Genomic DNA, 25,884 nt, shown 5'->3' on the forward strand with positions numbered 1-25,884 from the left:
CACCTGCAAACCCTTGAAAACGCTAGGGCAGGGTGGCGGTGTCAAAACCGTTCGGTTTTGACACAAAGCTTCCTCGAAAACGATGGTCTTTTGGGAACGATAGATCTTTCCCAAAAGCCGTTTTCACACGAGAAGGGAGAACACTAGAACCGCTTGCGAACGCCCACAGGCGGTAGAGCGCGGCACGCTAAGCGCCGCGCTCGATCGGATTATTCAGCGAGGCTTTCGATAATTGGGCACTCCGGGCGATCATCGCCGTGACAGCGCTCAACCAAGTCGATCAGCGCCAATTGCATAGCTTTCAACGCGCGCGCCTTGCGGCCCAGCTCGGCAGCGCGCGCTTTCGCCAGCGCCTTAACTTCGGCGCTCGACCGATCCCGATCCGACCACAAGCCGAGTAGCGTGCGGATCTCCTCGATTGGAAACCCAAGGTCTCGCGCGTTGGCGATGAACCGCAGCCGATGAATGTCCACTTCCGAATAATCCCGGTAGCTCCCGCGCCGGAGCGGTGCGGGCACAAGGTCGATCTTCTCGTAGTGGCGGATCATGCGTTGCGAGACGCCGCTGGCCTCCGACGCCGCCCCGATGTTCATAGTTTCACCGTGTTCAGACGCAGCGCGTTGAGCACGACGGTGAAGGAAGAGAGGGCCATCGCAGCGCCAGCCAGCATTGGTGACAGAAGGATGCCGGCAACGGGGTAGAGCACGCCGGCCGCGACGGGCACGCCGACCCCGTTGAACAGGAATGAGAAGAACAGGTTCTGCCGAATGTTCCGCATCGTCGCACGGGCGAGCTTGCGCGCGCGCACGATCGCCGAAAGATCGCCGCGTGTGAGCGTCATGCCCGCGCTTTCTATCGCTACGTCGGTTCCCGTCCCCATCGCGAGCCCAACGTCGGCAGCGGCCAGCGCCGGGGCGTCGTTGATACCGTCGCCGGCCATTGCAACCTTGGCACCATCAGCTTTCAATTCGCCGATGATCCGCGCCTTATCTTCCGGTCGCAGATCGGCGCGTACATCGTCCAGGCCGCCCACGGCGCGCGCAACCGCATCGGCCGTCCCGCGATTGTCGCCCGTCAGCATGATAACGCGCAGACCTTCCTTGCGAAGAGCCGCGATGGCGTCGCGCGCCGAAGGGCGCACCGGGTCAGCAACCGCGAGCAAGCCCGCGAGTGCGCCGTCGATCGCGATCAGGATGACGCCGGCTCCCTCGCTCCGATGGCGATCGGCCGAAGCGTCGAGTGACTGGGGATCGGCACCGACCCGGCTCATTTGTGCGGCATTGCCGATCACCACCGATCGGCCGCCAACCGTGGCACTGACACCCATGCCGGTCTGCGAAGCGAAGTCTGCGACCGTGGCGAGTTGCAATCCGCGTTCCTTGGCGGCGACGACGATCGCGTGGGCTAGCGGGTGTTCGGACTGTCCTTCGACAGCCGCAGCGAGCGCGAGCATGTCGTTCTCTCCAACGGTGCCGGTTGCCTCGATCGCGACCAGCGACGGCTTGCCTTCCGTTAGCGTGCCCGTCTTGTCGATGACCAGCGTATCGACCTTATCGAGTGCCTGTAGGCTTTCGGCATTCTTGACGAGCACGCCGGCCTGCGCGCCGCGGCCGGTGCCAACCATAATCGACATAGGGGTCGCGAGCCCGAGCGCGCACGGGCAGGCGATCACCAGCACGGCGATCGCATTAAGAAGGGCGTGACCCATGCGTGGCTCGGGACCGACCAGCGACCACACCACGAAGGTCGCGACCGAGATCAGCACGACCAAAGGTACGAACCAGCCCGATACCCGGTCGGCGACCGCCTGGATCGGGGCACGGCTGCGCTGCGCTTCCGCGACCATGCGGACGATGCGCGCCAGCATCGTGTCCGAACCGACCGCGCCGGCTTCCATAACGAGGCTGCCCGTGCCGTTCACCGTCCCCCCCGTGACTGCGGCATCGACTTCCTTGAGGACGGGGGCCGGCTCGCCGGTGAGCATGGATTCATCGACCGAGGAGCGACCCTCGACCACCACGCCATCGACCGGGATCGCATCGCCGGGGCGGACCCGCAACCGATCTCCGGTTGCCACGTCGGCAAGGCTGACTTCTTCCTCTGACCCGTCAGACCGCAACCGTCGCGCTGTCTTGGGAGCGAGGTCCATGAGGGCGCGTATCGCGCGGCCAGTCGCCGCTCTGGCGCGCAATTCGAGAACCTGTCCGAGCAACACCAGTGTCACGACGACGCCGGCAGCTTCGTAATAGACTGGGACCATGCCCCCGTGCATCCGGAACGTCGCAGGGAAGATGCTGGGCGCGAGTGTTGCGACCAGGCTGTAGAGGAATGCCGCACCGACGCCGATCGCGATCAGCGTGAACATATTCAGATGGCGGGTGCGAAGCGACATCCACCCCCGCTCGAAAAACGGCCATCCCGCCCACAGCACAATTGGCGCAGTGAGTGCGAGTTGGACCCAAGGCGAAGCGGTAGGGCTAACAACATGGAGCCCAAACATCTCGGCGAACATCGAAACAATGAGCAGCGGAACGGTGAGCGCTCCTGCTACCCACAAACGCCGGGTGAAATCGACTAGTTCTGGATTGGGACCGTCATCGAGCGACGGCTCTTCCGGTTCGAGGGCCATGCCGCAAATGGGGCACGTTCCCGGCCCTTCCCGACGAATCTCAGGGTGCATGGGGCACGTCCACATCGCTCCCGGGGTTGCCACCGGCTCGGGCTTTGGCTTGGCCCCAAGGTAGGCATCAGGGTCAGCGACGAACTTGGTTCGACACCCTGCACTACAGAAATGATACTCGTGCCCGGCATGCTCGGCATGGTGCGCTGTTTTTGCCAGATCAACGGTCATGCCGCATACCGGGTCGGTCACTGTGGCAGAAGGTTCTCCGCCCGCTTTCCCTGAGCAGCATCCTTCCTTGGCAGCTTGTGGAACAGCCGGAGATTTGGAGGACGAGCAGCAGGACGCGCCCGCCTCGCGCTCGATCGCAGCAGCTTTATCAGCTTGCTTGTTCGAGCACCCGCAGCCCCCGGCCAAATGGGCGTGGAAATCAGGGTCGTTCATAGAAAAACTCCTTCAACCCGAGAGCATGTAGGGTCTGACACCGTGTCAGGGTCAAGCCCCCCTTCCAACGACTCACGGCACCTAATTAAATTACGTCGCAAAGCTCGATTGCCCTCAAACCAATAGCTACATGGCCGACGCAGGGGGTTCGAGCGTGCCGAGCCAACCTACCAGCACGAGGATCGCGACCACGCACGAAGCCTCGACTGCAAGACTTGTTCGCAAGGTTCGCAGCGCGCCTTTATAATCGCCTGCTGACACCGATCGTTCGAATGCCGGTGTAAAGCGGAAGCGGTTAAGCGAAGCGAGTCCGAGCATCCCACCCAACAGCACAAGCTTGGCGATCAAGAGCCTGCCGTAGACCGTCGTGCCGAGGGTCGGGAGATTGCCAAGGCCAACCAACAGCCAAGCGTTGATGAGGCCGGTGATGACGATCGTACCGACGACAATCGTGCCGGTCAGACCGAACCCGTGCAGCGCTCGATAGGTCAGTGCGAGGTGGGCGGCATCGGTGCGCCGCGCTGGTCGTGTCACCAGCAGCCCAAGCCCGAGCAGCGCTCCCACCCACGCACCAGCGCTCAGGAGATGGAGGATATCGGCCGCCAGATGCACCCACCCGGTCGCGCCTTCGTCCATCGCCCCGTGCCCCGTCCAGGCGAGCGTTGCGAGAGCGACGCCGGAAAAGATGGCGACCAAGCCAAGCGGCATCGTGCGCCGCGCCGCTATTAGGGCAGCGATAGACGCCACCAAGAGCGCGATCATGCGTACTTTCCATGCCGTGCCCGTTGCGGAGTCAGAGAGCAGCATTCCGACTGCTTCCCGATCGATCGGCCACGGAGGTGCACCTGCCATCGCGGCTGCGAGCAGCGCGACCGCTATGCCGGAGAATAGCAGGGCGAGAAGCCCGGTCCCGAACAGCCAAGGGCGGAAGGCAAGCGCGTTGCCGCGCTCACCGACCTTCAACCCGTAGAGGCCGAATGCCGAGAGGCCGAACAGCCCGCTCAGCGTCACGTAAAGCGCGAAGCGAACCGCGATCAGCGGCCAGTCGGCTTCCACCTTACTTCACCGTGAAGGCGTAGTTTCCGGTGATGCGGTGTGTGTCGGTCGAGACCACATGCCAGGCAAGCTTATAGCTACCCGCGCCGAGCGGCGACTTGGGCGTGACGACGAGGGTGCGACCGTCCGAGCCGACAGTTGCGGTCCCGACGACTTTCATTGGTGCGTGCGTCATGCCGCCATGCCCGGTCATCATCAGATCCGCACCGGAAAACTTGGGCATCAGCTTCTCGCTGAAGCGCAGTGTGACATTGGCGGGCTTCGCGACCATCGCATTCGGTGCCGGGGATGCGGATACGAGTTTGGGATGGGCCTGGGCGGCTCCGGCAAGGCCGAGAAGGACGACAGCGGTAGGAAGGAAGACGCGACGCATGGGAATACTCCGATCAGGTTCGTGCCTGTTCTACGCGGCCCGGCCGCTCGCCCCTCATGACGGAAGTCGAGGGGTGATGGGCATCGCTGCGTAACAAGTGGTAGAGGCGCGGAGTGGACAGCATGGACGATCTAGACAGAACATTGGCGAGGCTCGCGGGCGCACCCGTGCCGGCATCGCTGGACGGGATCGAAGCGCAGGTGTTCGCACGCATCGGTGCGCAGCCCGTCGCACGGTTGACCGGATTGGGCGTCGGGGGCGTGATGGTCGCAGCGCTCGCGATCGGCATGGTTGGCGCGGAACTTCCGGCGACCGCCAGCCCTGCGGTGTCGCTTTCGCCGCTCGGGGGCGCATCACCACTGGCGCCATCGGTCTTGCTGATTGGTGAGCCATGACATCGACCAAGCGGCTTATCGTCTGCGTTGTACTGGCCTTCCTCGCGGCTATCGCAGGCGTATTTCTTGCGCGCGTGTTGCTGCCCCAGCCTAAGCAACCGGGCACCGCCTTGCACGAGGTCCTGCACCATAAGCTGGCGCTTGATGGCAATCAGCAGGCCCGGCTGAAAAGCCTAGAGGACCGGTTCGCGGTGCAACGCCACGCGCTGGAATTGGAAATGCGCGCGGACAATGCACGGCTAGCCGAGGCCATTGAGACCGAGCATGGCAACGGCCCCAAGGTGACCGCCGCGGTCGATCAGAGTCATGCGGCGATGGGCGAGTTACAGAAGGCAACGTTGGCGCATATCTTCGCCATGCGGCAGCTTTTGCGCCCGGATCAGACCCCCCAATTCGATGCTGCGGTGGTGAAGGCGCTCACCGACGACCAAGGGTGAGCCTCGATTGGACCACCCTGTCCGACGGCGAACTGGCGACGCTCAGCATCGCTGGCCGACAAGCGGCATTCTCCGAAATCATGCGTCGCTATCGTCAGCCTATATTCCGGCTCGCGCGCGCCTTTGTCGGCGAGGCCGACGAAGCGCTCGATTTGGTTCAAGAGACGTTTGTCGCGGCGCATCAGGCGATGCCGCGCTACGATACACAGCGGGCGATGAAAGCATGGCTTTCTACGATCGCCGTCAACAAATGCCGGGATTGGGCAAGGAAGCGCGCGGTCCGTCGGTTTTTCTCCTTTGCCGCACCGCTCGACGAACAGGCCGAGACGATCGCGGACGATCAGGTAGCAATCGATGACGCAGCAGCCGATCGGCAGGAACTTGCCAAAGTGACGCGCGCCATCGCGACCTTGCCGATGAATCTCAAAGAACCGTTGGTGCTCCGCACGATCGAGGGTTTGAGCCAGGCGGAAACGGCCGATGTATTGGGGATCAGCCAGAAGGCGGTCGAAACCAGGCTATATCGGGCTCGCGCGCGCCTCGCCGAAAATTTGAAAGAGAACCAAGGGGTAGGCGCACGGGACGCGTAAGAGGTGAGACGGGCCGGCAGCGGCTCAATCCCAAGGAGCTACCATGTCGCGCGTTCTAGACCGCCGCCAATTGCTGCGCGGTGCCACTCTTGCAGGAGGCGGTGTTGCGCTGTCGGCATATATGCCGGCATGGGCGCAGCCTGTTTCCGCTGGTATTGTGAAGCCGCTGCCTACTGTATCGGGTGATGAAATCCGGCTCCGGGTCGCGCACCAGATGATGATGATCGACGGACGGCAGAGCCACGCCATCGGCATTAACGGCACTGTGCCCGCACCGCTGATCCGGCTGCGGGAAGGTCAGACCGTGCGGCTGCATGTCGAGAACGGTCTTGATGAGCAGACCTCGTTGCACTGGCACGGCCTGATCGTGCCGTTCCAGATGGACGGCGTGCCGGGCGTTGCCTTCCCCGGCATCGATAAGCGCACGACCTTCACCTACGAGTTCCCGATCGTGCAGGCCGGCACCTATTGGTATCACAGCCATTCCGGGTTGCAGGAGCAGATGGGGCTCTACGGCCCCATCGTGATCGACCCCAAGGGCGTTGACCCGATCCAGTCGGATCGCGAGCACGTTATCGTGCTGTCCGACCACAGCCAGCTCCACCCGCATCGCATCTTCATGAAGCTCAAGAAGCAGTCGGGCTATTTCAACCGGCAGCAGCAGACGCTCGCCGGCCTGCTCAAGGGCGAGGACCAGCCGCTCAAGGATCGCCTCGATTGGGGCAAGATGCGGATGGACCCGACCGACGTCGCCGACGTGACGGGTTCAAACTACACCTATCTCGTCAACGGGCATGGGCCGCAGGACAATTGGACGGGGCTGTTCAGGCCGGGCGAGCGGGTGCGGCTGCGTGTCATCAATGCGTCCGCGATGACGACCTTCAACGTCCGGATTCCGGGGTTGAAGCTGAGCGTTGTCCAGGCGGACGGCCTCAACGTCCGTCCCGTTGAGGTCGACGAGTTCCAGATCGGCGTGGCCGAGACCTACGACGTGATCGTCACTCCATCGGACGAGCGCGCCTACACGCTGGTCGGTGAGAGCGTGGACAGGTCCGGCATGGCGCGCGCAACGCTAAGCCCCCGCGAAGGCATGGCCGCTGAAGTCCCTCCACTTCGCAAGCGCCCTGTCGCCACCATGAAGGACATGGGGATGGACATGAACATGGATATGTCGGGCGGCGGTTCGATGCAGGGCATGGACCATAGTGGCATGCCTGGAATGGATCACGGATCAATGGCCACGGCTGAAAAGCCCGCCGCTGCGATGGACCACGCGCAGATGGACCACGGTGCTGCCGGTGCCGGCGCGGGCGGAATGGCCGGGATGGATCACGGCGCGATGCAGTCGGGTGCTACGATGCCAGGCATGGCAGGTGCGCCCGACGCCGCAGGTGGTATGGCAATGGGCGGCATGGCGGGCATGGACATGAACATGCGCGACTTTTCGAAAGCGCCGGGCGTGAAGAAGGGGCCGGGTGTCCAGACCATCTCGCCGATGCCGATGGATCGTACCGGCGACCCCGGTCAGGGTCTGGAGAATGTCGGGCATCGTGTGCTGAATTACCGCGATCTGGTCGCGGTCGATCGCAATCCCGATCTGCGCGCGCCGTCGCGCGAGGTGCAGATCCACCTTACCGGCAACATGGAACGCTACATGTGGGCGCTCGACGGTGAAAAGCTGTCCGAGGTGAAGGCACCGATCCCATTTCTTGCTGGCGAGCGCGTCCGCGTCACGCTGGTCAACGACACGATGATGGGCCACCCGATCCACTTGCACGGCCACTTCTTCGAATTGGTGACGGGGCACGGCGCGTACAGCCCGAGAAAGCATACCGTCATGGTCCAACCGGGGGGCAAGGTCAGTTGGGACGTGACCGCCAACGAGGGCGATTGGGCATTCCACTGCCACATGCTCTACCACATGCACGCGGGCATGATGCAGGTCGTCCAGGTCCGTTCGGCGAAGGGAGAGGCGGCATGAAGGCGCTGCTTCTCGCCGGGATCGGCGCGCTGGTCGCCACGGCACCTGCCACGGCGCAGACGATGGACCATTCAATGATGCCGGGCATGAGCATGCCGGGCATGAAAATGCCGGCGAAAAAACCGACCGCTAGATCGAGACCGGCCACAAAGCGGGCCCCTGCCAAGAAGGCAGCGACTAGGAAGGTCCCGGCAAAGCGTCCCTCCAAGCCTGCAGCCGATCCACATGCCGAACACACGATGCCCGGCATGGACATGAGCGGTGCGAACGCGGCCGATCCGCACGCCGGCCACGACATGTCCCAAATGTCAGGCATGAACCCTGCTCCGGCTACCGCAACAGGCGAGCACACCGGCCATGATATGTCGGCGATGCCCGGCATGGATATGGCACCCGGCCAGCCAACGCAGCATGACATGTCTTCAATGCCGGGAATGGCGACCGTGCCTGTCGGTACAGACCTGAAGCCGGGCAATGCGCCCGCGCCTGCACCATCTCCGGTGCTGGCAGCGTCTCGCTATTACGGCGAGGCAGCCATGAGCGATGCCAACCGCGACCTGCGCCGCGAGCATGGCGGAATGACCTACTACCAAGTGCTCTTCAACCTTGCCGAGTATCAGGCGCGCAAAGGCGGGGACGGCTATCGATGGGATGGCGAGGCTTGGATCGGGGGAGACATCAACCGTCTCACCCTGAAGAGCGAAGGCGAGGGCACATTTGGCAAACCGCTCGAAGCGGCCGAGGTGCAGGCGCTCTACAGCCGTGCGCTCGATCCCTATTGGAACCTTCAGGCGGGCGTCCGCTACGACTTCAAGCCGAACCCTTCTCGCACCTACGCGACGGTCGGGATCGAGGGGCTTGCGCCCTATTGGTTCGACGTCGAGGGGGCACTGTTCCTTTCTGACAAGGGCGACGTGCTTGGCCGAGCCGAGGCATGGTACGACGAGCGAGTGACACAATTCTTCGTCCTTCAGCCTCGCGTGGAAGCCAACTTTGCAGCCCAAGACGTGCGCCAGGACGGCATCGGATCGGGGCTTACGGACCTCGAACTCGGGCTCAGGCTGCGCTACGAAAAGTCGCGTGAGTTTGCGCCCTACATCGGCGTGTCGTGGGAAAGGCAATTCGGCGACACGGCACGCTTCACGAGAGCACGCGGTGATGACACGGGCGGCTTCAGCTTCGTTGCCGGCGTGAGGACCTGGTTCTGAGGAGCGGCAGGCTCCGCCTTCATGTCGGTGCCAGCAAGCTTCATCGCTGGCTGGCACTGATTATCGGGGTGCAGCTACTGCTCTGGTTCTCCAGCGGCTTGTTGATGAGCATCCTGCCGATCGAGCGGGTACGAGGAGAACACCTCGTTGCACGCGAGAACACGGCGACGATCGATCCGGCTCAGGAGTTTGCTTCCCCGGCATCGGTGTTGGGCGCTGCCCCCGGCCCGGTGCGCGAACTGCGCTACACGACCTTGTTCGGACAACCCGTCGCCGAGTTGACGATGGCTAACGGCACGGTCCGGATGCACGACGCCCGGACCGGTTTGCCGATGCAGCGTATCGATGCGCCCTTTGCGCTACGAGTTGCACGCGCGGCATATCGCGGCCCCGGTGTCCCTGTTGCGTCCGTCATGTTTGCTCGAACAGCGAGCACGGAGTTTCGTGGCAAACTGCCGGTCTGGCGTGTGGAGTTCGAGGACGCCGAGACGACGCGCGTGTTCGTGTCACCGGAGAACGGTAGGATTGTCGGTGTCCGAACGGGTACGTGGCGGCTCTATGATTTTTTCTGGGGCCTCCACATCATGGACTGGAAAAACCATGAGAACTTCAACACCCCTTGGATGATGGCATTTGCAGCTGGGGGGCTAGCCCTTGCGGTGGCAGGCGTGGTGCTGCTCTACATGCGCTGGCCGCGCCGCAGGCAAAGAAAAGTCCAAGGGGTGCACGACGTTGCCGCGTAACTCTCTCTAGGTGGGGGATACCTCGGGAGAACGACTATGAAGACCATTACCACGATCGGCATGTTAGCCGCAGCGCTCGCCGCCAGTCCGCTTGCCGCACAGAGCAGCATGGCGGGCATGGATCATAGCCAGATGCAGGGAATGGATCATTCCAAGATGATGAATGATCCGGGCAATCCTTACGCCGCATCCGAGATGGACATGCATCAGAAGATGATGGCCGCGAAGCAGGGAGACGCATCGGAGATGTGGACCCGCAAGATGATCGAACATCATCGTGGAGCCGTTACCATGTCGCGCGTGGCGCTTCGGGACGCGAAGGATGCCGACACGAAGCGGATGGCGCAGATGACCATTACGAAGCAGGAAAAGGACATCGCCGAGCTTCAGGGCTGGCTCAAGTCGCATGGCAAGCGCGCCCAATAAGGCCGCTGGCAGGAACCCCGCCCCCGGGCGGGGCTTCACCAAAGGAGTTTAGCAATGAAGTTTACGATCCGGAGTGCGATCGTCGCCGCAGCGATGATGACCCCGGCTGTGGCCTTAGCGGCGAACAGCATTGCCATGCACCGCGATCCAGGGTGCGGCTGTTGCGAGCAGTGGGCCAAGCAGGTCCGTCAGCAGTTCGGGCGCAACGTGCAGATCATCGATGACGCTCACCGCGATGTGCTTCAGCGCAAGATGGGTGTCCCCGCCGACCTCAGTTCATGTCACACCGCGGTAGTCGACGGTATGGCATTTGAGGGCCATGTACCGATTGCCGACATGAAACGGGTGCTTGCCCAGCATCCCAAAGGCGTAAACGGGCTTGCCGTGCCGGGTATGCCGGTGGGATCACCTGGCATGGAAATGCCGGGCATGAACGCACAGCCCTATGAGGTGATCGCGTTCGGACCAACCGGACGCAAGGTGTTCGCCCGCCATTAAAAGAGGGAGGCGCGGACGCCTCCCTCCCATTTACTTTTCATGCCCGACATGTCGTGGCCGGCATGGTCTTTACGCCTGCCGCTTTCATGTCGGTGCAGGGCGTTGTCGGAATCGATAGTGGTTTGAAGATCGTGAGAGCTTTCATAACTTAACATATCCGCTATGCCGGATGCATGGATAACGATTCGGCTATCATTGCGCTTGGTGCGCTCGCGCAAGGCACACGCCTCGACGTGTTTCGCCTGCTGGTTCGCCACGAACCGGACGGCATGGCGGCGGGTGAAATTGCCCGTCAGCTCGACGTGCCGCAGAACACCATGTCCGCGCACCTCGGCATTCTCGCGCGCGCCGGCATCGTGCGCTCGGAACGGCATAGCCGGTCGATTATTTACCGTGCCGATCTAGACGGGCTGCGCGCGCTAACGCTGTTCCTCGTCAAGGATTGCTGTGCCGGCTCGCCTGAACTGTGTGCGCCGCTCCTGGCCGAACTCACCCCCTGCTGCTGAAAGGACGCCCCGTGGCCGTCGATATCGTGATCTATCACAACCCCGAGTGCGGCACGTCGCGCAACACGCTGGCGATGATCCGCAATGCTGGCATCGAGCCGCACGTCATCGAATATCTGAAAACCCCACCCTCGCGCGTGTTGCTGGTCGAGCTGATCGACCGCGCCGGGATCACGCCCCGCGATCTGCTACGCGAGAAGGGGACGCCCTATGCGGAGCTGGGCCTTGGTGACGATGCGCTGTCAGACGACACGCTGGTGGACGCGATGATGGCGCATCCGGTCCTCATTAACCGGCCGCTGGTCGTCTCGCCGCTCGGCGTGAAGCTGTGCCGACCGTCCGAAGCGGTCCTCGATCTGCTGCCTGATGCCCAACAGGGCGCGTTTGCCAAGGAAGACGGCGAACAGGTTGTGGATGCTTCGGGCCAGCGCATCGCCTGATGCTGCTCGCGTTCGCTATCTTCGTCGTCACGATCGCGCTCGTCATCTGGCAGCCCAAGGGCCTGGGCATCGGCTGGAGCGCGCTAGGCGGCGCGGCCGTCGCGCTACTCGTCGGGGTCGTTTCGCTCTCTGACGTGCCGGTGGTGTGGGGCATCGTCTGGAACGCGACCGCGACGTTCGTCGCGATCATCATCGTCAGCCTGTTGCTCGATGAAGCCGGGTTCTTCGAATGGGCGGCGCTCCACGTTGCGCGCTGGGGCGGGGGGCATGGTCGTCGGCTGTTCGTGCTGATCGTCCTGCTCGGGGCGGCGGTGTCGGCGCTGTTCGCCAATGACGGCGCCGCGCTGATCCTGACGCCGATCGTCATCGCGATGCTGAGGGCCCTGGGATACAAGGACAAGGCGACGCTGGCGTTCGTCATGGCGGCGGGGTTCATTGCCGATACCGCAAGCCTGCCGCTGATCGTCTCCAACCTCGTCAACATCGTGTCGGCCGACTTCTTCCGGATCGGCTTTGCCGATTATGCCTCGGTGATGGTGCCGGTCGATCTGGCGTCGATCGCCGCGACGCTGGTCGTGCTGCTGCTGTTCTTCCGGCGCGACATACCCGCCAGCTACGATGTGGCGCAGCTCCGCGCGCCCGCTGATGCGATCCGTGACCATGCCACATTCAAGGCGGGCTGGGTCGTCCTCGCCCTGCTGCTCGCCGGCTTCTTCTTGCTCGAACCTATCGGCGTGCCGGTCAGCGCCGTCGCTGCTGCCGGTGCCGTGCTCTTGCTGGTCATCGCCGCGCGCGGCCATGTCATCCAGACGCGCAAGGTGCTGGCCGGCGCGCCGTGGCAGGTCGTGATCTTCTCGCTCGGCATGTACCTGGTCGTCTATGGCCTGCGGAATGCCGGACTGACCGACCATCTTGCCGGCCTGCTCGATCGCACCGCGCAAGGCGGCGTTTGGGGTGCGGCGTTCGGCACCGGGATCATTGCCGCGCTGCTGTCGTCGGTGATGAACAACATGCCGACCGTTCTGGTGGGTGCGCTGTCGATCGACGCGACGCACGCCACGGGCGCGATCAAGGAAGCCATGATTTACGCCAACGTGATCGGGTGCGACCTTGGCCCGAAAATCACACCGATTGGCTCGCTCGCGACGCTGCTCTGGCTGCACGTCCTCGGGCAAAAGGGCATTCGGATCGGCTGGGGCTATTACTTCAAGGTCGGCGCGACGCTAACGATTCCGGTGCTGCTGGTAACGCTCGCGGCACTCGCGATCAGGATCAGCATGGGATGACGGCACTCGTATATCTGGCCGCGTCGCTCGCGGAAATCGCAGGCTGCTTTGCCTTTTGGGCATGGTTGCGGCTGGGCAAATCGCCCCTGTGGCTGGCTCCGGGCGTGGTATCGCTTGTGCTGTTCGCCTGGCTGCTGACACGCGTGGACAACGATGCAGCAGGGCGGGCCTATGCAGCCTATGGCGGCGTCTACATCTGTGCATCGCTGATCTGGCTGTGGGCTGTCGAAGGGGTGAGGCCCGACCGCTGGGACGCTGGTGGAGCGACACTCTGCCTGATCGGCACCTGTATCATTCTGCTTGGCCCAAGGACCGCCTGATGCCGCTTCGCGCCCTCTCTGACCCCGATCATCTACCCGCCCTTGATCGGCGCTATGCGCTCGATCGTCCTGCCCTTGGGCTGGGCGCTGGTGATCCACCTCCGCGCATACTGTTGCTCTACGGCTCTTTGCGGGAGCGGTCCTTTTCGCGGTTGTGCGTTGAGGAAGCCGCTCGCCTGCTGCAATTCTTCGGCTGCGAAACGCGAATCTTCGATCCTTCGACGTTGCCGCTGCCCGATCAGGTGACGGGGGACGATCACCTGGCCGTCCACGAGCTACGCGAACTGTCGATGTGGTCGGAGGGGCATGTGTGGTGCAGCCCCGAGCGCCACGGCCAGATCACCGGCATCATGAAGCTGCAAGTCGATCACCTGCCGCTGTCGATGGGTGGGATGCGCCCGACGCAGGGCCGCACGCTTGCCGTCATGCAGGTGTCGGCCGGATCGCAGTCGTTCAACAGCGTGAACACCCTGCGCGTCCTCGGCCGTTGGATGCGAATGGTGACGATCCCAAACCAATCGAGCGTCGCGAAGGCGTTTGCGGAGTTCGACGAAAGCGACCGAATGAAGCCTTCGGCCTACTATGATCGGATCGTGGATGTGATGGAGGAGCTGGTGCGCTTCACGGTCCTTCTACGCCCGCACACCACGCAGCTTGTTGATCGCTATTCCGAGCGAAAGGAGGCAGATGTGCCGATCGATAGCGCCACGGACCTTTCGAGCATCGCAACCTCGCCAACGTACCGGAAAGGCGAGTAAAGTTCTCTTAGTGTGGCGAACCGCTCCTCCGACATTGTGCATCACTGAGTGTGCTTCTAGATGCATCCAATGAAACGCCGGGCTCGCCCATTCTCCAAGATATTGCGTTCCATGGCGTTTTTCGTCCTGGCAGTGATGTTGCTGGTCCGGCTTGGCCCGCTCTGCGAGACGATGGCGATGGCCGCGCCTCCGGCTGCGTCCGCGATGATGGACTGCGCCAGCAAATCAGCAGGCGCTCCCATCAAAAAGGCACCTGCGTCGGCCTGCGCCATACCGTGCGTTGCGGTTGCCGGCGAAACCGTCGAGCATATCGGGCTGGTTCCGTCCTCCCATCTATCGCCTTGGCCAGCTCCACAGACGGGCCTTTTGGGCATGGCATACGCTCCGGCCACGCCCCCTCCGCAAACCGTGTGACGTCGAACACCATCACACGTAAATTTCGGAGAATATCATGACCAAGTTCAAGCTCATCAGCGCTGCCTTCGCCCTCACCCTGTCGACTGGCGCATTCGCCGCTGTCGCCAATTGCTGCGCCGACATGGCGTGCTGCAAGGACGGTGCGGACTGCTGCAAGGATGGCGCAAAAGCCAAGGCCGCGGACTGCTGCGATCATGCCAAGGGCGGCATGAAGCACGGCTAAAAGCTGGATAGGGGCGGGCAGCCGCCCCTATTTTCCTAGTCTACATCTACCCGCCGCGGCACGCCGTCGCGCCATGGTCGCTGTGACGAGCGGAGAGTTACCCGTAGGGTTGAGGCTCTTCCCCGAACCGCATCCATCGTTCGGCCCATCTCGCGTGCGATTACCGCCAGAGTCTGCCTGGCCTCGATACGCCGACGAAGCTCGACGTCATCATCATCGGTCCAAGACGTTCCACGTCGAGCGGTCAGCCCAAAAACTCCTCGATCAGGAGCAATCCCAAAAAGCCGATGAAAAACATGGCGCTGATAAGCGGGGTATCGGGCTTCTCGTGCGCCTCCACCAATAGCTCTTCCGTCACAAGGTAGAGCAGCGCCATCAAACCGAAACTGAGAAACCCGGCGATGACGACGGGCGGAAACGTCGCAACGGGAGTCGCTATCGCCGCACCGATCGGCAGCAACAACGCGATCCCCATCGTAATCGCGATGATCCGCGCCTTGGACTTGATCGTCTCGCCCAGCTCGGTCGTCACGGTCAGTCCGAGAAACAGCACCTCCAACGTCAACGCGATCGTCAGCAACATGCCAGCCTTCCCGCCAGCGACGAACGCCAACCCGAGAACAAGCCCGTCGATCAGGATGTCGACCGCGACCGCACCGAGCATGGCGATCGGTCCACTGGCGCGACCCTCAAGGGCTTTGAGCGACAGCATCACGAGAATGCCAAGCGCGCCGCCTGTGAATGTCGCGATCGGTGAACCTTCGTGCATCACCTGGGGCAGGATCTCGGCTGCCGCTGCGGCGAACACGACGCCTGCCGCCAAGTGCTGCATGGCGCTTACGAAGGCATCACTTGGCCGTCTCGATACCGCGAATAGCGAGCCGATCAGTACGGCGACGACGGGAATGAGCGTGAAGGCAACGGCCTGCATAGCTTAAGCCCTCACGCTGTCATGACTCAAAGGCGGCAGTTCGATGTGTCCCCCTGATGGGGCTGGCAGCTCGCGCCGTCCGAAACGAGCGTAGAGCGTCGGCAGCACGAACAAGGTGAGCAAGGTTGCGGATATCAGGCCACCAATGACGACGGTCGCCAGCGGCTTTTGCACCTCGGCTCCAGCACCATGACCAAGTGCCATCGGCACGAAGCCAAGCGACGCAACGAGCGCCGTCATCGCAACTGGCCGGAGCCGCGCCAGAGCGCCTTGATGCGCCGCTACCGCACGACCCATGCCTTGCCGCATCAGATCATGGATGGACGACACCATGACCAGCCCGTTGAGAACCGCGACACCTGATAGCGCGATGAAGCCGACTGCCGCTGAAATGGAGAACGGCATGCCTCTTAGCACCAGCGCAAGGATGCCTCCGACCAGCGCCAGCGGAACGCCGGTAAACACGATCAACGCATCCCTGACGGAGCCAAGCGCGCCGTAGAGCAGGAACATGATGACCACGAAGCAGATCGGCACCACAACGCTAAGCCTATCGCGGGCAGATGCCAGGTTCTCGAACTGACCGCCCCATTCGAGATACGTGCCAGGCGGCAATTTCACCTGAGCGTCGATGGCTGACCGGGCATCAGCCACGACACCGGCCACGTCTCGATCGCGCACGTTGGCCTGCACCACGACACGCCGCTTGCCGTTCTCGCGGCTGATCTGGTTGGGACCATCGACCACGGCGATATCCGCCACTGTCGATAGCGGTACGAAGCCGCCACTGCCGGTCGGCACCGGCACCTGAGCAACCGCCGTCAGATCGGATCGTGAGCTTTCGGCCATCCGGATCACGACGGGGAAGCGACGATCGCCTTCAAAGATCACGCCAGCCTGTCGGCCGCCAATGGCTGCGGCAACCGTGTCCTGCACGTCACCCGCCGTCACCCCGACGCGGGACATGGCAGTGCGGTTCGGCCGGATATCGAGCATCGGCAAGCCTTCGGTTTGTTCAACCCGCACGTCTGCTGCACCCCGCGTCTTTCGAAGGATGCCGGCTATCCGATCTGCGGTCGCGTTCATCTCGCCAAAGTCGTCGCCAAAGACCTTGATCGCGATGTCGCCGCGCACGCCTGCAATCAGCTCGTTGAACCGCATCTGGATCGGCTGAGTGATCTCATAGGCGTTGCCGGGCAGAGTGGAGAGCCGCTTTTCCAGCCGCTCGACCAGCTCTTCCTTGGACAGGCCGGGGTCGGGCCACTCCTTCTTCGGCTTCAGGATGACGAAGGTGTCGGTCGCGTTAGGCGGCATCGGGTCCGATGCGATTTCGGACGTGCCGGTGCGCGAGAAGGCGAAGCGGACCTCAGGGGCCTTGGCGAGTGCCTTTTCCACCTGGAATTGCATCGCCTGGCTCTGATCGACCGATGTGCCCGGGATGCGGACCGCCTGCACGAGGATGTTGCCCTCATCGAGCTGCGGCAAGAACTCCTGCCCCAATGTCGTAAAAGCGGCCCCGGCGAGTGCCAGCGCACCGATCGCGACGCCGATGGTGAGGGTGGGTCGGCGCATTGCCGCATCAAGTCCCGGCTCATAACGTTTCCGGAGGAAGGTGACGACGCGGCTTTCCTTCTCCTCGACCCGCTTGCTGAGACAGATCGCAATCGCTGCCGGTATGAAGGTCAGCGATAGGATGAAGGCGAACACCAGAGCGATGATGACCGTGAGCGCCATCGGCTCGAACATCTTGCCTTCGACACCCGTGAAGGTGAGCAACGGCGCATAGACAAGGATGATGATAGCCTGCCCGTACACCGATGGCCGGATCATCTCGCGCGCCGACGCCGCGACAATCCCGAGACGTTGCTCGATGGTCAGCACGTCATCACGACCATGCTGCGCCTCGCCCAAACGCCGTAATGCGTTCTCCACAATAATGACCGCGCCATCTACGATCAGACCAAAGTCGAGCGCACCAAGGCTCATCAGATTTGCGGAAACGCCCGCCTCCAACATGCCGATGCTGGTCAGCAGCATCGTGATCGGAATGACGCAGGCCGCGATCAGCGCCGCGCGGAAATTGCCAAGCAGCGCAAACAGAACGACGATTACCAGCACCGCACCTTCGGCGAGGTTGCGGGCAACCGTCGAAATTGTGGAGTTCACCAGCTCGGTCCGGTTCATGACCGGCTTCACGACAACATCGACCGGCAAAGAGCGGCCGATCTGCGTCAGCCGTTCGGCAACGCCGGTCGATACCGTGCGGCTATTCTCCCCGATCCGCATAACCGCGGTGCCGACGACAACTTCATGGCCGTTTTCTGACGCCGATCCCATGCGTAGCGCCTGCCCGGTGCGAACGGTCGCGATCTGGTTAAGCAGGATCGGAACGCTCTCGCGGGTGGCAACGACGGTACGTGCCAGCTCGTCGGCGTTGCGAACACGCCCATCCGATCGAACCGCCAGCCCTTCTCCGTTGCGGTTGACCACGCCAGCGCCCGCGCTGGTATTGCTGCGCTGAAGGGCGGTGGTGAGATCCTGAAGCGTTAGCCGCATTGCCGCCATGCGCTGTATGTCCGGAATAACGAGATATTCCTTGGTGTAGCCACCAAGGGAGTCGACGCCAGCAAGCCCGGCCGTGCTTTTGAGCTGCGGCGTGACGATCCAATCCTGTACGGTGCGCAGATAGGTCGCCTTGTCGGCGTCGCTGACAAGGTGATCCCCCTCGGGGGTGATATAGCTGGCATCGCGCTGCAAGCCGGGTTCGCCGTTGCGGTGGTGAACTTGGTCCAGCTCGCGATATTCGACCGTCCACATGAAGATATCGCCGAGGCCCGTAGCGATCGGCCCCATCTCGGGGTTCACACCTTCGGGAAGGTCTTCCTCAGCGGTTCGCAGACGTTCCGCGACCTGCGCTCGCGCAAAGTAGATATCGGTCTTTTCACCGAAAACCGCTGTGATCTGGGCAAAGCCATTGCGACTTAGCGAGCGGGTATATTCAAGGCCAGGAATGCCCGCGAGCGCGGTTTCGACCGTGAACGCAACCTGCTTCTCGATCTGATCGGGGGAGAGGGCAGGAGCAACGACATTGATCTGCACCTGGTTATTGGTGATGTCGGGTACGGCGTCGATCGGAAGCTGACGCAGCGCGCCAATCCCGAGCAATGCAGCCGCGATGGTGAGAAGCAGGACGAGCCAGCGCTTCTCGACGGAGAGGGTGACGATGCGACCGATCATGGCTCAGTCCTCATCCCCGCCTGCACCCTTGCCGAGTTCGGCCTTGAGCGTGAAGCTGTTGGTGGAAGCGATGCGCTCCGAGCCGGTAAGGCCTGCCGTTACGGTGACTTGCCCGCCGTTGGTGCGACCAAGCGTCACGGGAATTGCCCGGAATCCTGTCGCAGTGCGGACGAACACGAACGACTTGTCCTCGATCATCTGCACTGCGGCCGATGGCACGGCGACGGTGCGGTCCCCGGTCGCAGGAACGAGGATCGATACGTTGACCGTTTCGCCGACGCGCCATGTGCTGCCGGCGTTGTCGAGGGTAGCGATCACCGGCACCAATCGGGTCGTCTCGTCCAGAATGGGGGATACGAACGTGACGCGCCCCTCCTGACGCCGCCCCGGTGCCGTCACTTCGACACGCACGCCGGGTTTCACCCGACCGGCATCGGTGGGGACGAGTGAGGTGGTTACAGTGACCTTCGACAGGTTGGCGACGCGGAACAGCTCTGCATCGGCCGCGACCGCCTGCCCGAGTGTAGCGGATCTCGCGATGACCTGGCCGGCGATCGGCGAGCGAACCGCGATGCGGTTGAGCGCGCCGCCTCCGCTGCCCGTCGCTGACAATTGCTGCTGCGCGAGGCGAAGGGCAATGCTGGCCTCCGTCGCTGCCGTCCGCGCTGCGACCAGATCCTGCTCTGGCGAAACACGTTCAGCGAACAGGCGCTGTTCGCGGCGAAGGTTTGATTGGGCGAGTGCGGAACGCGCGCGCGCGGCTTCTACCTCCGCTTTCAGTGATGCCGCTTCCCGGCTTTCGATGATAGCCAGCGGGTCTCCCCGGCTGACTGACTGCCCGAGATTGCTGGTGAGGGAAACGAGCCGACCGCCTACGGAGGTGGACACAACCTGCACACCCTGAGGATCGCCCTCGATCGTTGCCGATAGCTCGATCGCTCCGGCCACGCCGCCTACTGTAGGACGCGTAACCTCTATCCCGGCATCCGCAATCTGCTGCGCGGACAGGGTGACGATATCCTTTGGACCCTCCTTGGCTTCGCTGGCCTCGGCACCTTCGGTCTTCTCGGCTCCGGCTTTCTCACCGGCCTCGCCGTTGCCACCCCCGCCGCATCCGGCAAGGAGGACAGCCAGGGTCACAGGTGCGAGCGCCCGCATGATGGTCTTCGTCATTGATTGGTTTCCTCGGTCGAGGGCGCTGCGGCAACGAGCCGTTCGAGGCGTGCCTTGGCGTCGTGATAGGTGGCGAGCGCATCGATCGCGGCGGTTCGTGTTTCGGACAGGGTACGTTCGGCATCGAGCAAATCGAGCTGACCGAACTTGCCCTCCCGGTAGCCGATCCGGGCGATCCGAGCGGCTTCGCTTGCCGACGCCAATGCCGGCCCGCTGGCGTTGCGAGCGGTCGTCGCGGCATTCGCGACGTTCGCCTGTGCGCTTGCGATATCCTGCGCGGTATCCAGCTCGGCCGCGCGACGTAGCGCCTGCGCCTGATCAGTCTGCGCCCGCGCCTGCGCCACTGCCGCCTTGCCGTTGTTGAACAGTGGGAACGGGATCGACAGCCCGAACACCGCTGCCACGTCGTTCGTAGCCTCAAGCCGTCGTGCGCTGGCGCTGAGTGTCACGTCGGGAATGCGCTGCGACCTAGCAAGCCGCACCTGTGCCTCTGCCGTTGTCACGTCCGCGCGTGTCGCCGCCAATGCCAGCGTCCCGGCGGTCTCGATCGGCCGCGCTGGACCAAAGCCCTCGACACGGCCGAACCACACCAAGTCCAACGGTCCCGTGAGGGGTTGGCCGATCCGTCGGGCAAGATTGCTTCGGGCGACCTCGGCAAGCCGCTCTGCGCGCTCCACAGCCGTCTCCACGTTGATCCGCAATACATCGGCGCGCTGCTGTTCGAGCGGTGATGCTCGCCCCGCTTGAACGCGGACGCCGGCTGCGCGCGATGCTTCGCGGGCGATACCGGCCTGCTCGCGCGCGGTCACCAGTCGGCGTTCCGCTGCGGTCGCCTCGATGTAGAGCTGCGTGATGGCAAGCCGTAGATCAGCCTCGGCCAACGCCGTGCCTATCCTCGCTCGATTACCAATCGCATCTGCGACAGCGATCCGTGCCGATCGTTTGCCACCCAACTCGATCGGTAGTGCCAGACCTGCCGTTGTCTCGGCGCTTCGAAGACCGCGATATTGGCCGCTGCCGGCAATGTTCTCGGTCTCGGCGACGATCGACGGGTTCGGGCGGTAGCCGGCAACCGTGCGGCCTGCTTGTGCTGCCCGGACGCCAGCCGTGGCAGCCTCAAGGCTGGGGGCGCTGGCTCCGGCAAGCGAAAGCGCCTGCTCAAGGGTGAGCGGGGGACTGGTCGATGTTGGATCGGCTGACTGCGCCTGTGCGATCGACGCGCACGACGCCACGGCCAATAAGGCCGCAATAAAACGGTGCATGGGTAACGGACTCCTGACGAACCTTGGGCATCCGCACGGGCTTTCCCGGCGGAATTAGGCGTTGGTCAGGCTTGGGGAGGACGTAGGGCTGGGTCCGACGCTACCGGGGCCTTGGGCGCATTGCGCCACATCGATGCAGTCATACGAACGCTGCTGGCTGGTCCGGTTGAATCGGACGCGATCGGCACGCCGACATGATGGCCGTGGCAACCACCATGATGGTGAGGATAAGCCTTGTCGGCGTCTGCCGGCACTTGGTCGGCATCGCCGTCGCAATGATCGAGGGAGCTGACCGCTGTGGTATCAACGCACGTCACGCCTTCGGTCGCATGCGCGACTGATCCAAGCCCGAGCATAAGCACGAGCATGAAACTGAGGAACAGGGCGGAGAGGCGGTGCATCGGCCCGCGCCTTAGCAGCTTACCGACTGCCATGTAACGACTGCTGGTAAGTAGCGGGGGCGGGTGAGGGCTCGCTACGCATTTCGGCGCGTGCCTGCCGCATGATCTGAACACCGCCCGATATTCCCAACACAGCCATCAAGGTGGCGACGGCGAGATCAGGCCACGCGCTGTTGAGGCCGAACACTCCGCCTGCGGCCAGTACGACGGCGATGTTGCCAATCGCGTCGTTACGCGAGCAAATCCACACTGACCGCATGTTCGCATCACCGCTTCGAAAGCGGTACAGCATGACCGCGACTACAAGGTTCGCGATCAACGCGGCGATGCCGACCACGCCCATAATTTCGGCATGGGGCGTTGCTTCGTGGAGCGCCCCCCATCCCGCCGCGAACAAGACATAGACGCCTAGCAAAGCAAGCGTCGCCCCCTTCAACATCGCAGCGCGTGCGCGCCAGGCTATCGCCATTCCGGCAACGCCAAGGCTGATTGCGTAGTTCGCAGTATCCCCAAAAAAGTCGAGCGCGTCGGCTTGCAGCGCCTTCGATCCACCCGTGATGCCGGCAACGATCTCGATAACGAACATGCCGCCATTGATGGCGAGCGCAATCCATAGCGCGCGCCGCCACTTAGGGTCGTTGAGAGTGTCCGCCTTGTCGGACGCGCAGCTTGTGCAGGCCATATTCGCCACCTCGATAGAATCGATCTGACAGCCTATATGCACCCTCTAGTCGCTAGAGGGTCAAGCGCTGTGTCTGAGAAACTGACGATCGGAAAACTGGCTGGTGCGACCGGCACGAAAGTCGAGACGATCCGCTACTATGAGCAGATTGGCTTGCTGCCGGCTCCTGAGCGATCGGCGGGGAACTATCGGACCTATGAGGGCGCGCATCTACGCCGCCTGTCCTTCATCCGTCGCGCGCGTGATCTTGGCTTTTCAATCGATCAGGTGCGCGAGCTTATGGGGCTTGCCGATCGGCGCGATCAGTCCTGCATCGCCGTCGATGTCGTTGCCAACCAACACCGCGACGCGATTAGACGCAAAATTGCAGACCTCACCGCGCTTGCTGGTGAACTCGACGCGCTAATAGATTCCTGTAGCCGCAACACCGTCGCCGACTGCCGGATCATCGAAGCACTTGCCCCTTCCGCATAGCGCATCGCTGCTGTCCGGTGGAATGATCGGCTTGCACCGCTTGGGCACTTCAATCCGTGGAGCTGACGATCGCACTTCTTGCCGCCACGTCATCCCGACTGATCTCGATGGTACAGCGCACCGTCTTCTTAGTCCTCACAGCTATCTTGTAGCAGGCTTGCACAGCCTTGCGATTTGCGGTGATGATCCGATCGGCTGCCGCGATGTTGGCGAAAGCATCCGGCCCAGCAGCTCGCATGAGGCGCTGCCCGGCTTCCCATTTCGGTAGGTCAAGCGTGCGCGCTGCCATCCACTCGGGCACCTGCCACTTCCCCGGGAGCTCGCGCGCGATGATCCCCGGCACGATCGTCCATAGCAGCGCCCCGCCCAGGCACGCTCCCGCACCGACCTGCCACAAGGTACGGCGCTGCTCGTCCGCACGGCGGGCAGAACCGCCGATACCGTGCAAAGCGGTCGTCGCCTTGTCCATCTTCTCACCGGCGGTCGCGATCATGCGCCGATCCTCGTCGCGGGCATGGCCGCCAGCCGCGACGATCCGGTCGGCGACATAGCGCGGCGCGACATTGTCCTCGGCCGTTTTCGCCAGCACGCCGACATTTTGCATGGTCGCGTTGAGCGCCTTCGCCATTTTCCCCAGCGTCTCGCTGTAATCGGGTATCTCCGGCACCTCGGCGCGCTCCGCGGACAGCCGCTCGACGGCGCGGCGCAACAGCGCAAGCTCACCGCGGACACCTTCAAACGCCTCCGCTGCGGCGTCCGGTTCGTGATCGTCACTCATGCACTTCTTCCCCTTTACTGCATGAAACCACAAACCGGGGTCGGTACATAGAATGGACCCAGATATACGCTAAGCGCCGACAGGTCTGCTTGGGTGTCCGAAAACACCCGTTTGTCGCGCATCTGCGATGGCGACAGGGTTTTCCGTCATCCCTAGTACCTAGCGACGACTTTTGGGACAAAGCCGTCGTAGCAAGTCCAGCCACATCGCGACGATCTACGGGAAAGGCTGTCTGGCGCTCGGCGCCTTCGCGCGACGGCATAGTGATCGCTCCACCGCCGTCTAGAAAGGGATAAGCTATCGAAAGAGTCTGGGTGACATCGCCTAGCAAAACGATCGATTTCGCTATTGATTTCATCATGGTAGGCCGCTTGCATGACCGCATCCGATCGCGCCGAACAGAATCTGATCCTCCGCTGTCCGGAGCCGCTCAATGCGGAAACGCCTCCGGATAAACTGATCACGTCCTTCCTGACGCCGCAGGCGAATTTCTACATCCGCAGTCACGGACCTACGCCGGAGCTGGCCGACGATCATCGTATAGCGCTGGACGGCTTGGTCGACCGCCCGCGCTCCTACACGGTCGCCGAACTTCAAACGGCATTTGCGACCCGGACAGTGACCGCGACCATGCAGTGCGCCGGCAATCGTCGGGCACATCTTCAAGACGTGGAAAAGACTTCGGGCGATCCCTGGGACGTGGGCGCGATCGGCAATGCGGCTTGGACCGGCGTCGCACTGTGCGACGTACTCGCCGCGGCCGGCATCCAAGATGGCGCGTCGTTCGTCGGCACTACGGGGGCCGACGACGTGGATGTCGATGGTGAGACGGCGCCGTTCGGTGCCTCGATCTCGATCGCCAAGGCGCTAGAGCCGGACGTGCTCATCGCCTGGGGCATGAACGGCGAGGTGCTGGCCCCCGAACATGGCGCACCGCTGCGGCTCGTCGTGCCGGGCTATGCGGGCGTTCGTAGCGCCAAGTGGCTGACGCGCATCGAGGTGCGCGATCGCCCGTCCGATGCGCCGATCCAGGCCAAGGACTACAAGCTCTTTCCGGCGTCGGTAGCGAAGGAGGACGCGGATTGGGACCGGGGCCTGACGATCGAGGAGATGCCGCTCAACGCTGCGATCTGCGCCCCCGTGGACGGCGCGCATATCGGCGCCGGCGCATGCGAAATCGCGGGCTATGCGGTCGCCTTCGGCCGAGCGGTCTCGCGCGTCGAGGTCTCCGTCAATGACGGCACCGACTGGCTGCAGGCGGAACTGACCAGCCAACCGGATTCACCCTGGAGCTGGACGCAGTGGCACGTCACGGTCGATCTCTCGCCCGGGCTCCACGTCCTGGTCGTGCGCGCCGTCGACGGTGCCGGGCAGATGCAGCCCGAACGGCCCGAAGCGATCTGGAACTTCGCCGGCTATCTCTCGACGGCTTGGCATCGCATCACCGTCACCGCTGGCTGATGGACGCGCCGCACAACGCCGATCGGGCCCATGCGAAGCTCGCGGAGAGCGCGAGCTCGCTAAAGGACAGCGCAGTCCAGCAGGTGGACAGCGCTGATCGTCGCACGGAGCTTGCTGCAGACCGCACAATCCTCGCCGGCGAACGCACCTATGCCGCCTGGGTGCGTACCGGCCTGGCGGCGCTCGCTTCCGGGATCGGCGCGCGCGCGCTGCTCAAGGACGTCGTGTTCCCGTGGCTGGCGACGGCGACCGGGACGATGCTGATCCTGTTCAGCGCCTTTTGCTTCGTCGCCGCGGTGTGGCGAGAGATGGGTGCCGGCGCCCCGCCGCCACGACCGGACATAAAGCGCCTGCCCGCGGCGTTGCTCGTGGTGATGAACGGGTTTCTCATGCTCGTGTCGCTGGCCGCGCTCGTCGGCATCTGGACGGCACGCTCGTAGCGCAGCGACGCCAACCGCGCTGCGAGCCGATCAGCTCCAGCAGCGCATCGGCGGCTTTCGTGCGGTATAGCTCCTTGCGACGCAGCTCGAGAACGACGCGCGGGCCGAAACCGATTGGTCCCGCATGCAACGTAACCGGAGTCGGTACATATAACGGGCTCAGATAGACGCTAACGACCGGCCGGTCCGAGCATTTGCCCGACCAACATGCCCATTGACGGTTGGGGCAAACGTCTCATAGATCGACTTTGGCAATGGATTTCTGCCGGGCAATTTGGCCGAACCGCTCTGATAAGAGCTGATGATTCCTACTTGGCGCCTTCG

At 63.2% G+C, this 25,884-nt stretch carries 28 protein-coding genes and 1 riboswitch; of the genes, 17 read left to right on the top strand and 11 right to left on the bottom strand.

Going from position 1 to position 25,884, the window contains the following annotated elements; genetic code table 11:
* Positions 1 to 209: 209 nt before the first annotated feature.
* From AC59GX_RS19940 to copC, 4 genes are all read right to left on the bottom strand, one after another.
* Positions 210 to 593: a MerR family DNA-binding protein gene (locus AC59GX_RS19940; protein WP_055763348.1), complete on the bottom strand. Its 384-nt coding sequence runs from the start codon at positions 591 to 593 to the stop codon at positions 210 to 212.
* Entirely contained in the window at positions 590 to 3,064 is a 2,475-nt protein-coding gene (locus tag AC59GX_RS19945) for a heavy metal translocating P-type ATPase (protein ID WP_082445487.1), read from the bottom strand. The genes AC59GX_RS19940 and AC59GX_RS19945 overlap by 4 nt, the downstream gene beginning before the upstream one ends.
* Before the next feature lie 126 nt (positions 3,065 to 3,190).
* Positions 3,191 to 4,120, bottom strand: coding sequence for a copper homeostasis membrane protein CopD (copD, locus tag AC59GX_RS19950; protein WP_055763342.1), 930 nt, complete (start codon positions 4,118 to 4,120; stop codon positions 3,191 to 3,193).
* A gap of 1 nt (position 4,121) precedes the next feature.
* Positions 4,122 to 4,493: a copper homeostasis periplasmic binding protein CopC gene (gene copC / locus AC59GX_RS19955; RefSeq protein WP_055763339.1), complete on the bottom strand. Its 372-nt coding sequence runs from the start codon at positions 4,491 to 4,493 to the stop codon at positions 4,122 to 4,124.
* Positions 4,494 to 4,615: 122 nt separating this feature from the next.
* Here copC and AC59GX_RS19960 point away from each other — a divergent pair, with 122 nt between their 5' ends.
* The 13 genes from AC59GX_RS19960 (at position 4,616) to arsH (ending at position 14,081) form a co-directional block, all read left to right on the top strand.
* Positions 4,616 to 4,888, top strand: coding sequence for a hypothetical protein (locus tag AC59GX_RS19960; protein WP_055763369.1), 273 nt, complete (start codon positions 4,616 to 4,618; stop codon positions 4,886 to 4,888).
* On the top strand, positions 4,885 to 5,325 hold the full coding sequence (locus AC59GX_RS19965) for a periplasmic heavy metal sensor (RefSeq protein WP_055763336.1): 441 nt from the start codon (positions 4,885 to 4,887) through the stop codon (positions 5,323 to 5,325). Before AC59GX_RS19960 ends, AC59GX_RS19965 begins: the two co-directional genes overlap by 4 nt.
* Positions 5,322 to 5,915 carry an RNA polymerase sigma factor gene (locus AC59GX_RS19970; protein ID WP_055763333.1) on the top strand — a complete coding sequence of 198 codons (594 nt, stop codon included), beginning with the start codon at positions 5,322 to 5,324 and terminating at the stop codon, positions 5,913 to 5,915. The genes AC59GX_RS19965 and AC59GX_RS19970 overlap by 4 nt, the downstream gene beginning before the upstream one ends.
* Positions 5,916 to 5,958: 43 nt before the next feature.
* Positions 5,959 to 7,896, top strand: coding sequence for a copper resistance system multicopper oxidase (locus AC59GX_RS19975; protein ID WP_056405756.1), 1,938 nt, complete (start codon positions 5,959 to 5,961; stop codon positions 7,894 to 7,896).
* Complete coding sequence (locus AC59GX_RS19980; RefSeq protein ID WP_055763326.1) at positions 7,893 to 9,104, top strand: copper resistance protein B; 1,212 nt, start codon at positions 7,893 to 7,895, stop codon at positions 9,102 to 9,104. The genes AC59GX_RS19975 and AC59GX_RS19980 overlap by 4 nt, the downstream gene beginning before the upstream one ends.
* On the top strand, positions 9,101 to 9,847 hold the full coding sequence (locus tag AC59GX_RS19985; protein ID WP_268795171.1) for a PepSY domain-containing protein: 747 nt from the start codon (positions 9,101 to 9,103) through the stop codon (positions 9,845 to 9,847). The genes AC59GX_RS19980 and AC59GX_RS19985 overlap by 4 nt, the downstream gene beginning before the upstream one ends.
* A 36-nt stretch (positions 9,848 to 9,883) precedes the next feature.
* Positions 9,884 to 10,273, top strand: coding sequence for a DUF305 domain-containing protein (locus AC59GX_RS19990; RefSeq protein WP_235516307.1), 390 nt, complete (start codon positions 9,884 to 9,886; stop codon positions 10,271 to 10,273).
* 54 nt (positions 10,274 to 10,327) lie between these two features.
* Positions 10,328 to 10,771, top strand: a complete 444-nt coding sequence (locus AC59GX_RS19995; protein ID WP_055763320.1) for a DUF411 domain-containing protein — start codon at positions 10,328 to 10,330, stop codon at positions 10,769 to 10,771.
* Between the two features lie 173 nt (positions 10,772 to 10,944).
* The gene (locus tag AC59GX_RS20000; protein WP_055763316.1) at positions 10,945 to 11,277 is read left to right on the top strand and encodes an ArsR/SmtB family transcription factor; all 333 of its coding nucleotides are present in this window, start codon (positions 10,945 to 10,947) and stop codon (positions 11,275 to 11,277) included.
* A gap of 11 nt (positions 11,278 to 11,288) precedes the next feature.
* Positions 11,289 to 11,717, top strand: coding sequence for an arsenate reductase (glutaredoxin) (gene arsC, locus AC59GX_RS20005; RefSeq protein WP_082445493.1), 429 nt, complete (start codon positions 11,289 to 11,291; stop codon positions 11,715 to 11,717).
* Entirely contained in the window at positions 11,717 to 13,003 is a 1,287-nt protein-coding gene (locus AC59GX_RS20010; RefSeq protein ID WP_055763311.1) for an arsenic transporter, read from the top strand. Before arsC ends, AC59GX_RS20010 begins: the two co-directional genes overlap by 1 nt.
* Positions 13,000 to 13,323, top strand: coding sequence for a YnfA family protein (locus AC59GX_RS20015; RefSeq protein ID WP_056421056.1), 324 nt, complete (start codon positions 13,000 to 13,002; stop codon positions 13,321 to 13,323). Before AC59GX_RS20010 ends, AC59GX_RS20015 begins: the two co-directional genes overlap by 4 nt.
* On the top strand, positions 13,323 to 14,081 hold the full coding sequence (gene arsH, locus AC59GX_RS20020; protein ID WP_055763304.1) for an arsenical resistance protein ArsH: 759 nt from the start codon (positions 13,323 to 13,325) through the stop codon (positions 14,079 to 14,081). The genes AC59GX_RS20015 and arsH overlap by 1 nt, the downstream gene beginning before the upstream one ends.
* 56 nt (positions 14,082 to 14,137) lie before the next feature.
* On the opposite strand, the gene AC59GX_RS20025 is transcribed toward arsH, so the two are convergent.
* Positions 14,138 to 14,353, bottom strand: a complete 216-nt coding sequence (locus AC59GX_RS20025) for a hypothetical protein (RefSeq protein ID WP_055763301.1) — start codon at positions 14,351 to 14,353, stop codon at positions 14,138 to 14,140.
* Between the two features lie 179 nt (positions 14,354 to 14,532).
* On the opposite strand from AC59GX_RS20025, the gene AC59GX_RS20030 reads away from it, so the two are divergent.
* Positions 14,533 to 14,721: a hypothetical protein gene (locus tag AC59GX_RS20030; protein WP_041394287.1), complete on the top strand. Its 189-nt coding sequence runs from the start codon at positions 14,533 to 14,535 to the stop codon at positions 14,719 to 14,721.
* 244 nt (positions 14,722 to 14,965) lie between these two features.
* On the opposite strand, the gene AC59GX_RS20035 is transcribed toward AC59GX_RS20030, so the two are convergent.
* The 5 genes from AC59GX_RS20035 to AC59GX_RS20055 all read right to left on the bottom strand — a co-directional run bounded on the left by AC59GX_RS20035 (position 14,966) and on the right by AC59GX_RS20055 (position 22,407).
* A complete protein-coding gene (locus AC59GX_RS20035; protein ID WP_133032467.1) occupies positions 14,966 to 15,652 on the bottom strand; it encodes a ZIP family metal transporter in 687 nt (228 codons plus the stop codon).
* 3 nt (positions 15,653 to 15,655) lie between these two features.
* The gene (locus tag AC59GX_RS20040; protein ID WP_056677697.1) at positions 15,656 to 18,889 is read right to left on the bottom strand and encodes an efflux RND transporter permease subunit; all 3,234 of its coding nucleotides are present in this window, start codon (positions 18,887 to 18,889) and stop codon (positions 15,656 to 15,658) included.
* 3 nt (positions 18,890 to 18,892) lie between these two features.
* A complete protein-coding gene (locus AC59GX_RS20045; protein WP_243645710.1) occupies positions 18,893 to 20,047 on the bottom strand; it encodes an efflux RND transporter periplasmic adaptor subunit in 1,155 nt (384 codons plus the stop codon).
* An 11-nt stretch (positions 20,048 to 20,058) separates the two neighbouring features.
* Entirely contained in the window at positions 20,059 to 21,324 is a 1,266-nt protein-coding gene (locus tag AC59GX_RS20050) for a TolC family protein (protein WP_133032468.1), read from the bottom strand.
* A 420-nt stretch (positions 21,325 to 21,744) separates the two neighbouring features.
* Positions 21,745 to 22,407: a cation efflux transmembrane domain-containing protein gene (locus AC59GX_RS20055; protein WP_055843156.1), complete on the bottom strand. Its 663-nt coding sequence runs from the start codon at positions 22,405 to 22,407 to the stop codon at positions 21,745 to 21,747.
* A 69-nt stretch (positions 22,408 to 22,476) separates the two neighbouring features.
* Here AC59GX_RS20055 and AC59GX_RS20060 point away from each other — a divergent pair, with 69 nt between their 5' ends.
* The gene (locus AC59GX_RS20060) at positions 22,477 to 22,881 is read left to right on the top strand and encodes a MerR family transcriptional regulator (RefSeq protein WP_235516308.1); all 405 of its coding nucleotides are present in this window, start codon (positions 22,477 to 22,479) and stop codon (positions 22,879 to 22,881) included.
* Positions 22,882 to 22,930: 49 nt separating this feature from the next.
* Here AC59GX_RS20060 and AC59GX_RS20065 read toward each other — a convergent pair whose 3' ends face one another.
* On the bottom strand, positions 22,931 to 23,659 hold the full coding sequence (locus AC59GX_RS20065; RefSeq protein WP_192143182.1) for a DUF6118 family protein: 729 nt from the start codon (positions 23,657 to 23,659) through the stop codon (positions 22,931 to 22,933).
* A 375-nt stretch (positions 23,660 to 24,034) separates the two neighbouring features.
* Between AC59GX_RS20065 and AC59GX_RS20070 the strand changes: the two genes are divergently transcribed.
* Positions 24,035 to 25,120 carry a sulfite oxidase gene (locus tag AC59GX_RS20070; protein WP_043150693.1) on the top strand — a complete coding sequence of 362 codons (1,086 nt, stop codon included), beginning with the start codon at positions 24,035 to 24,037 and terminating at the stop codon, positions 25,118 to 25,120.
* Positions 25,090 to 25,560, top strand: coding sequence for a YidH family protein (locus AC59GX_RS20075; RefSeq protein ID WP_207893473.1), 471 nt, complete (start codon positions 25,090 to 25,092; stop codon positions 25,558 to 25,560). The genes AC59GX_RS20070 and AC59GX_RS20075 overlap by 31 nt, the downstream gene beginning before the upstream one ends.
* Positions 25,561 to 25,801: 241 nt before the next feature.
* Positions 25,802 to 25,878, top strand: a riboswitch (Fluoride riboswitch).
* The last annotated feature ends 6 nt before the right edge of the window (positions 25,879 to 25,884 follow it).

The sequence above is a fragment of the Sphingomonas sp. 320_CC genome, from assembly GCF_059691795.1.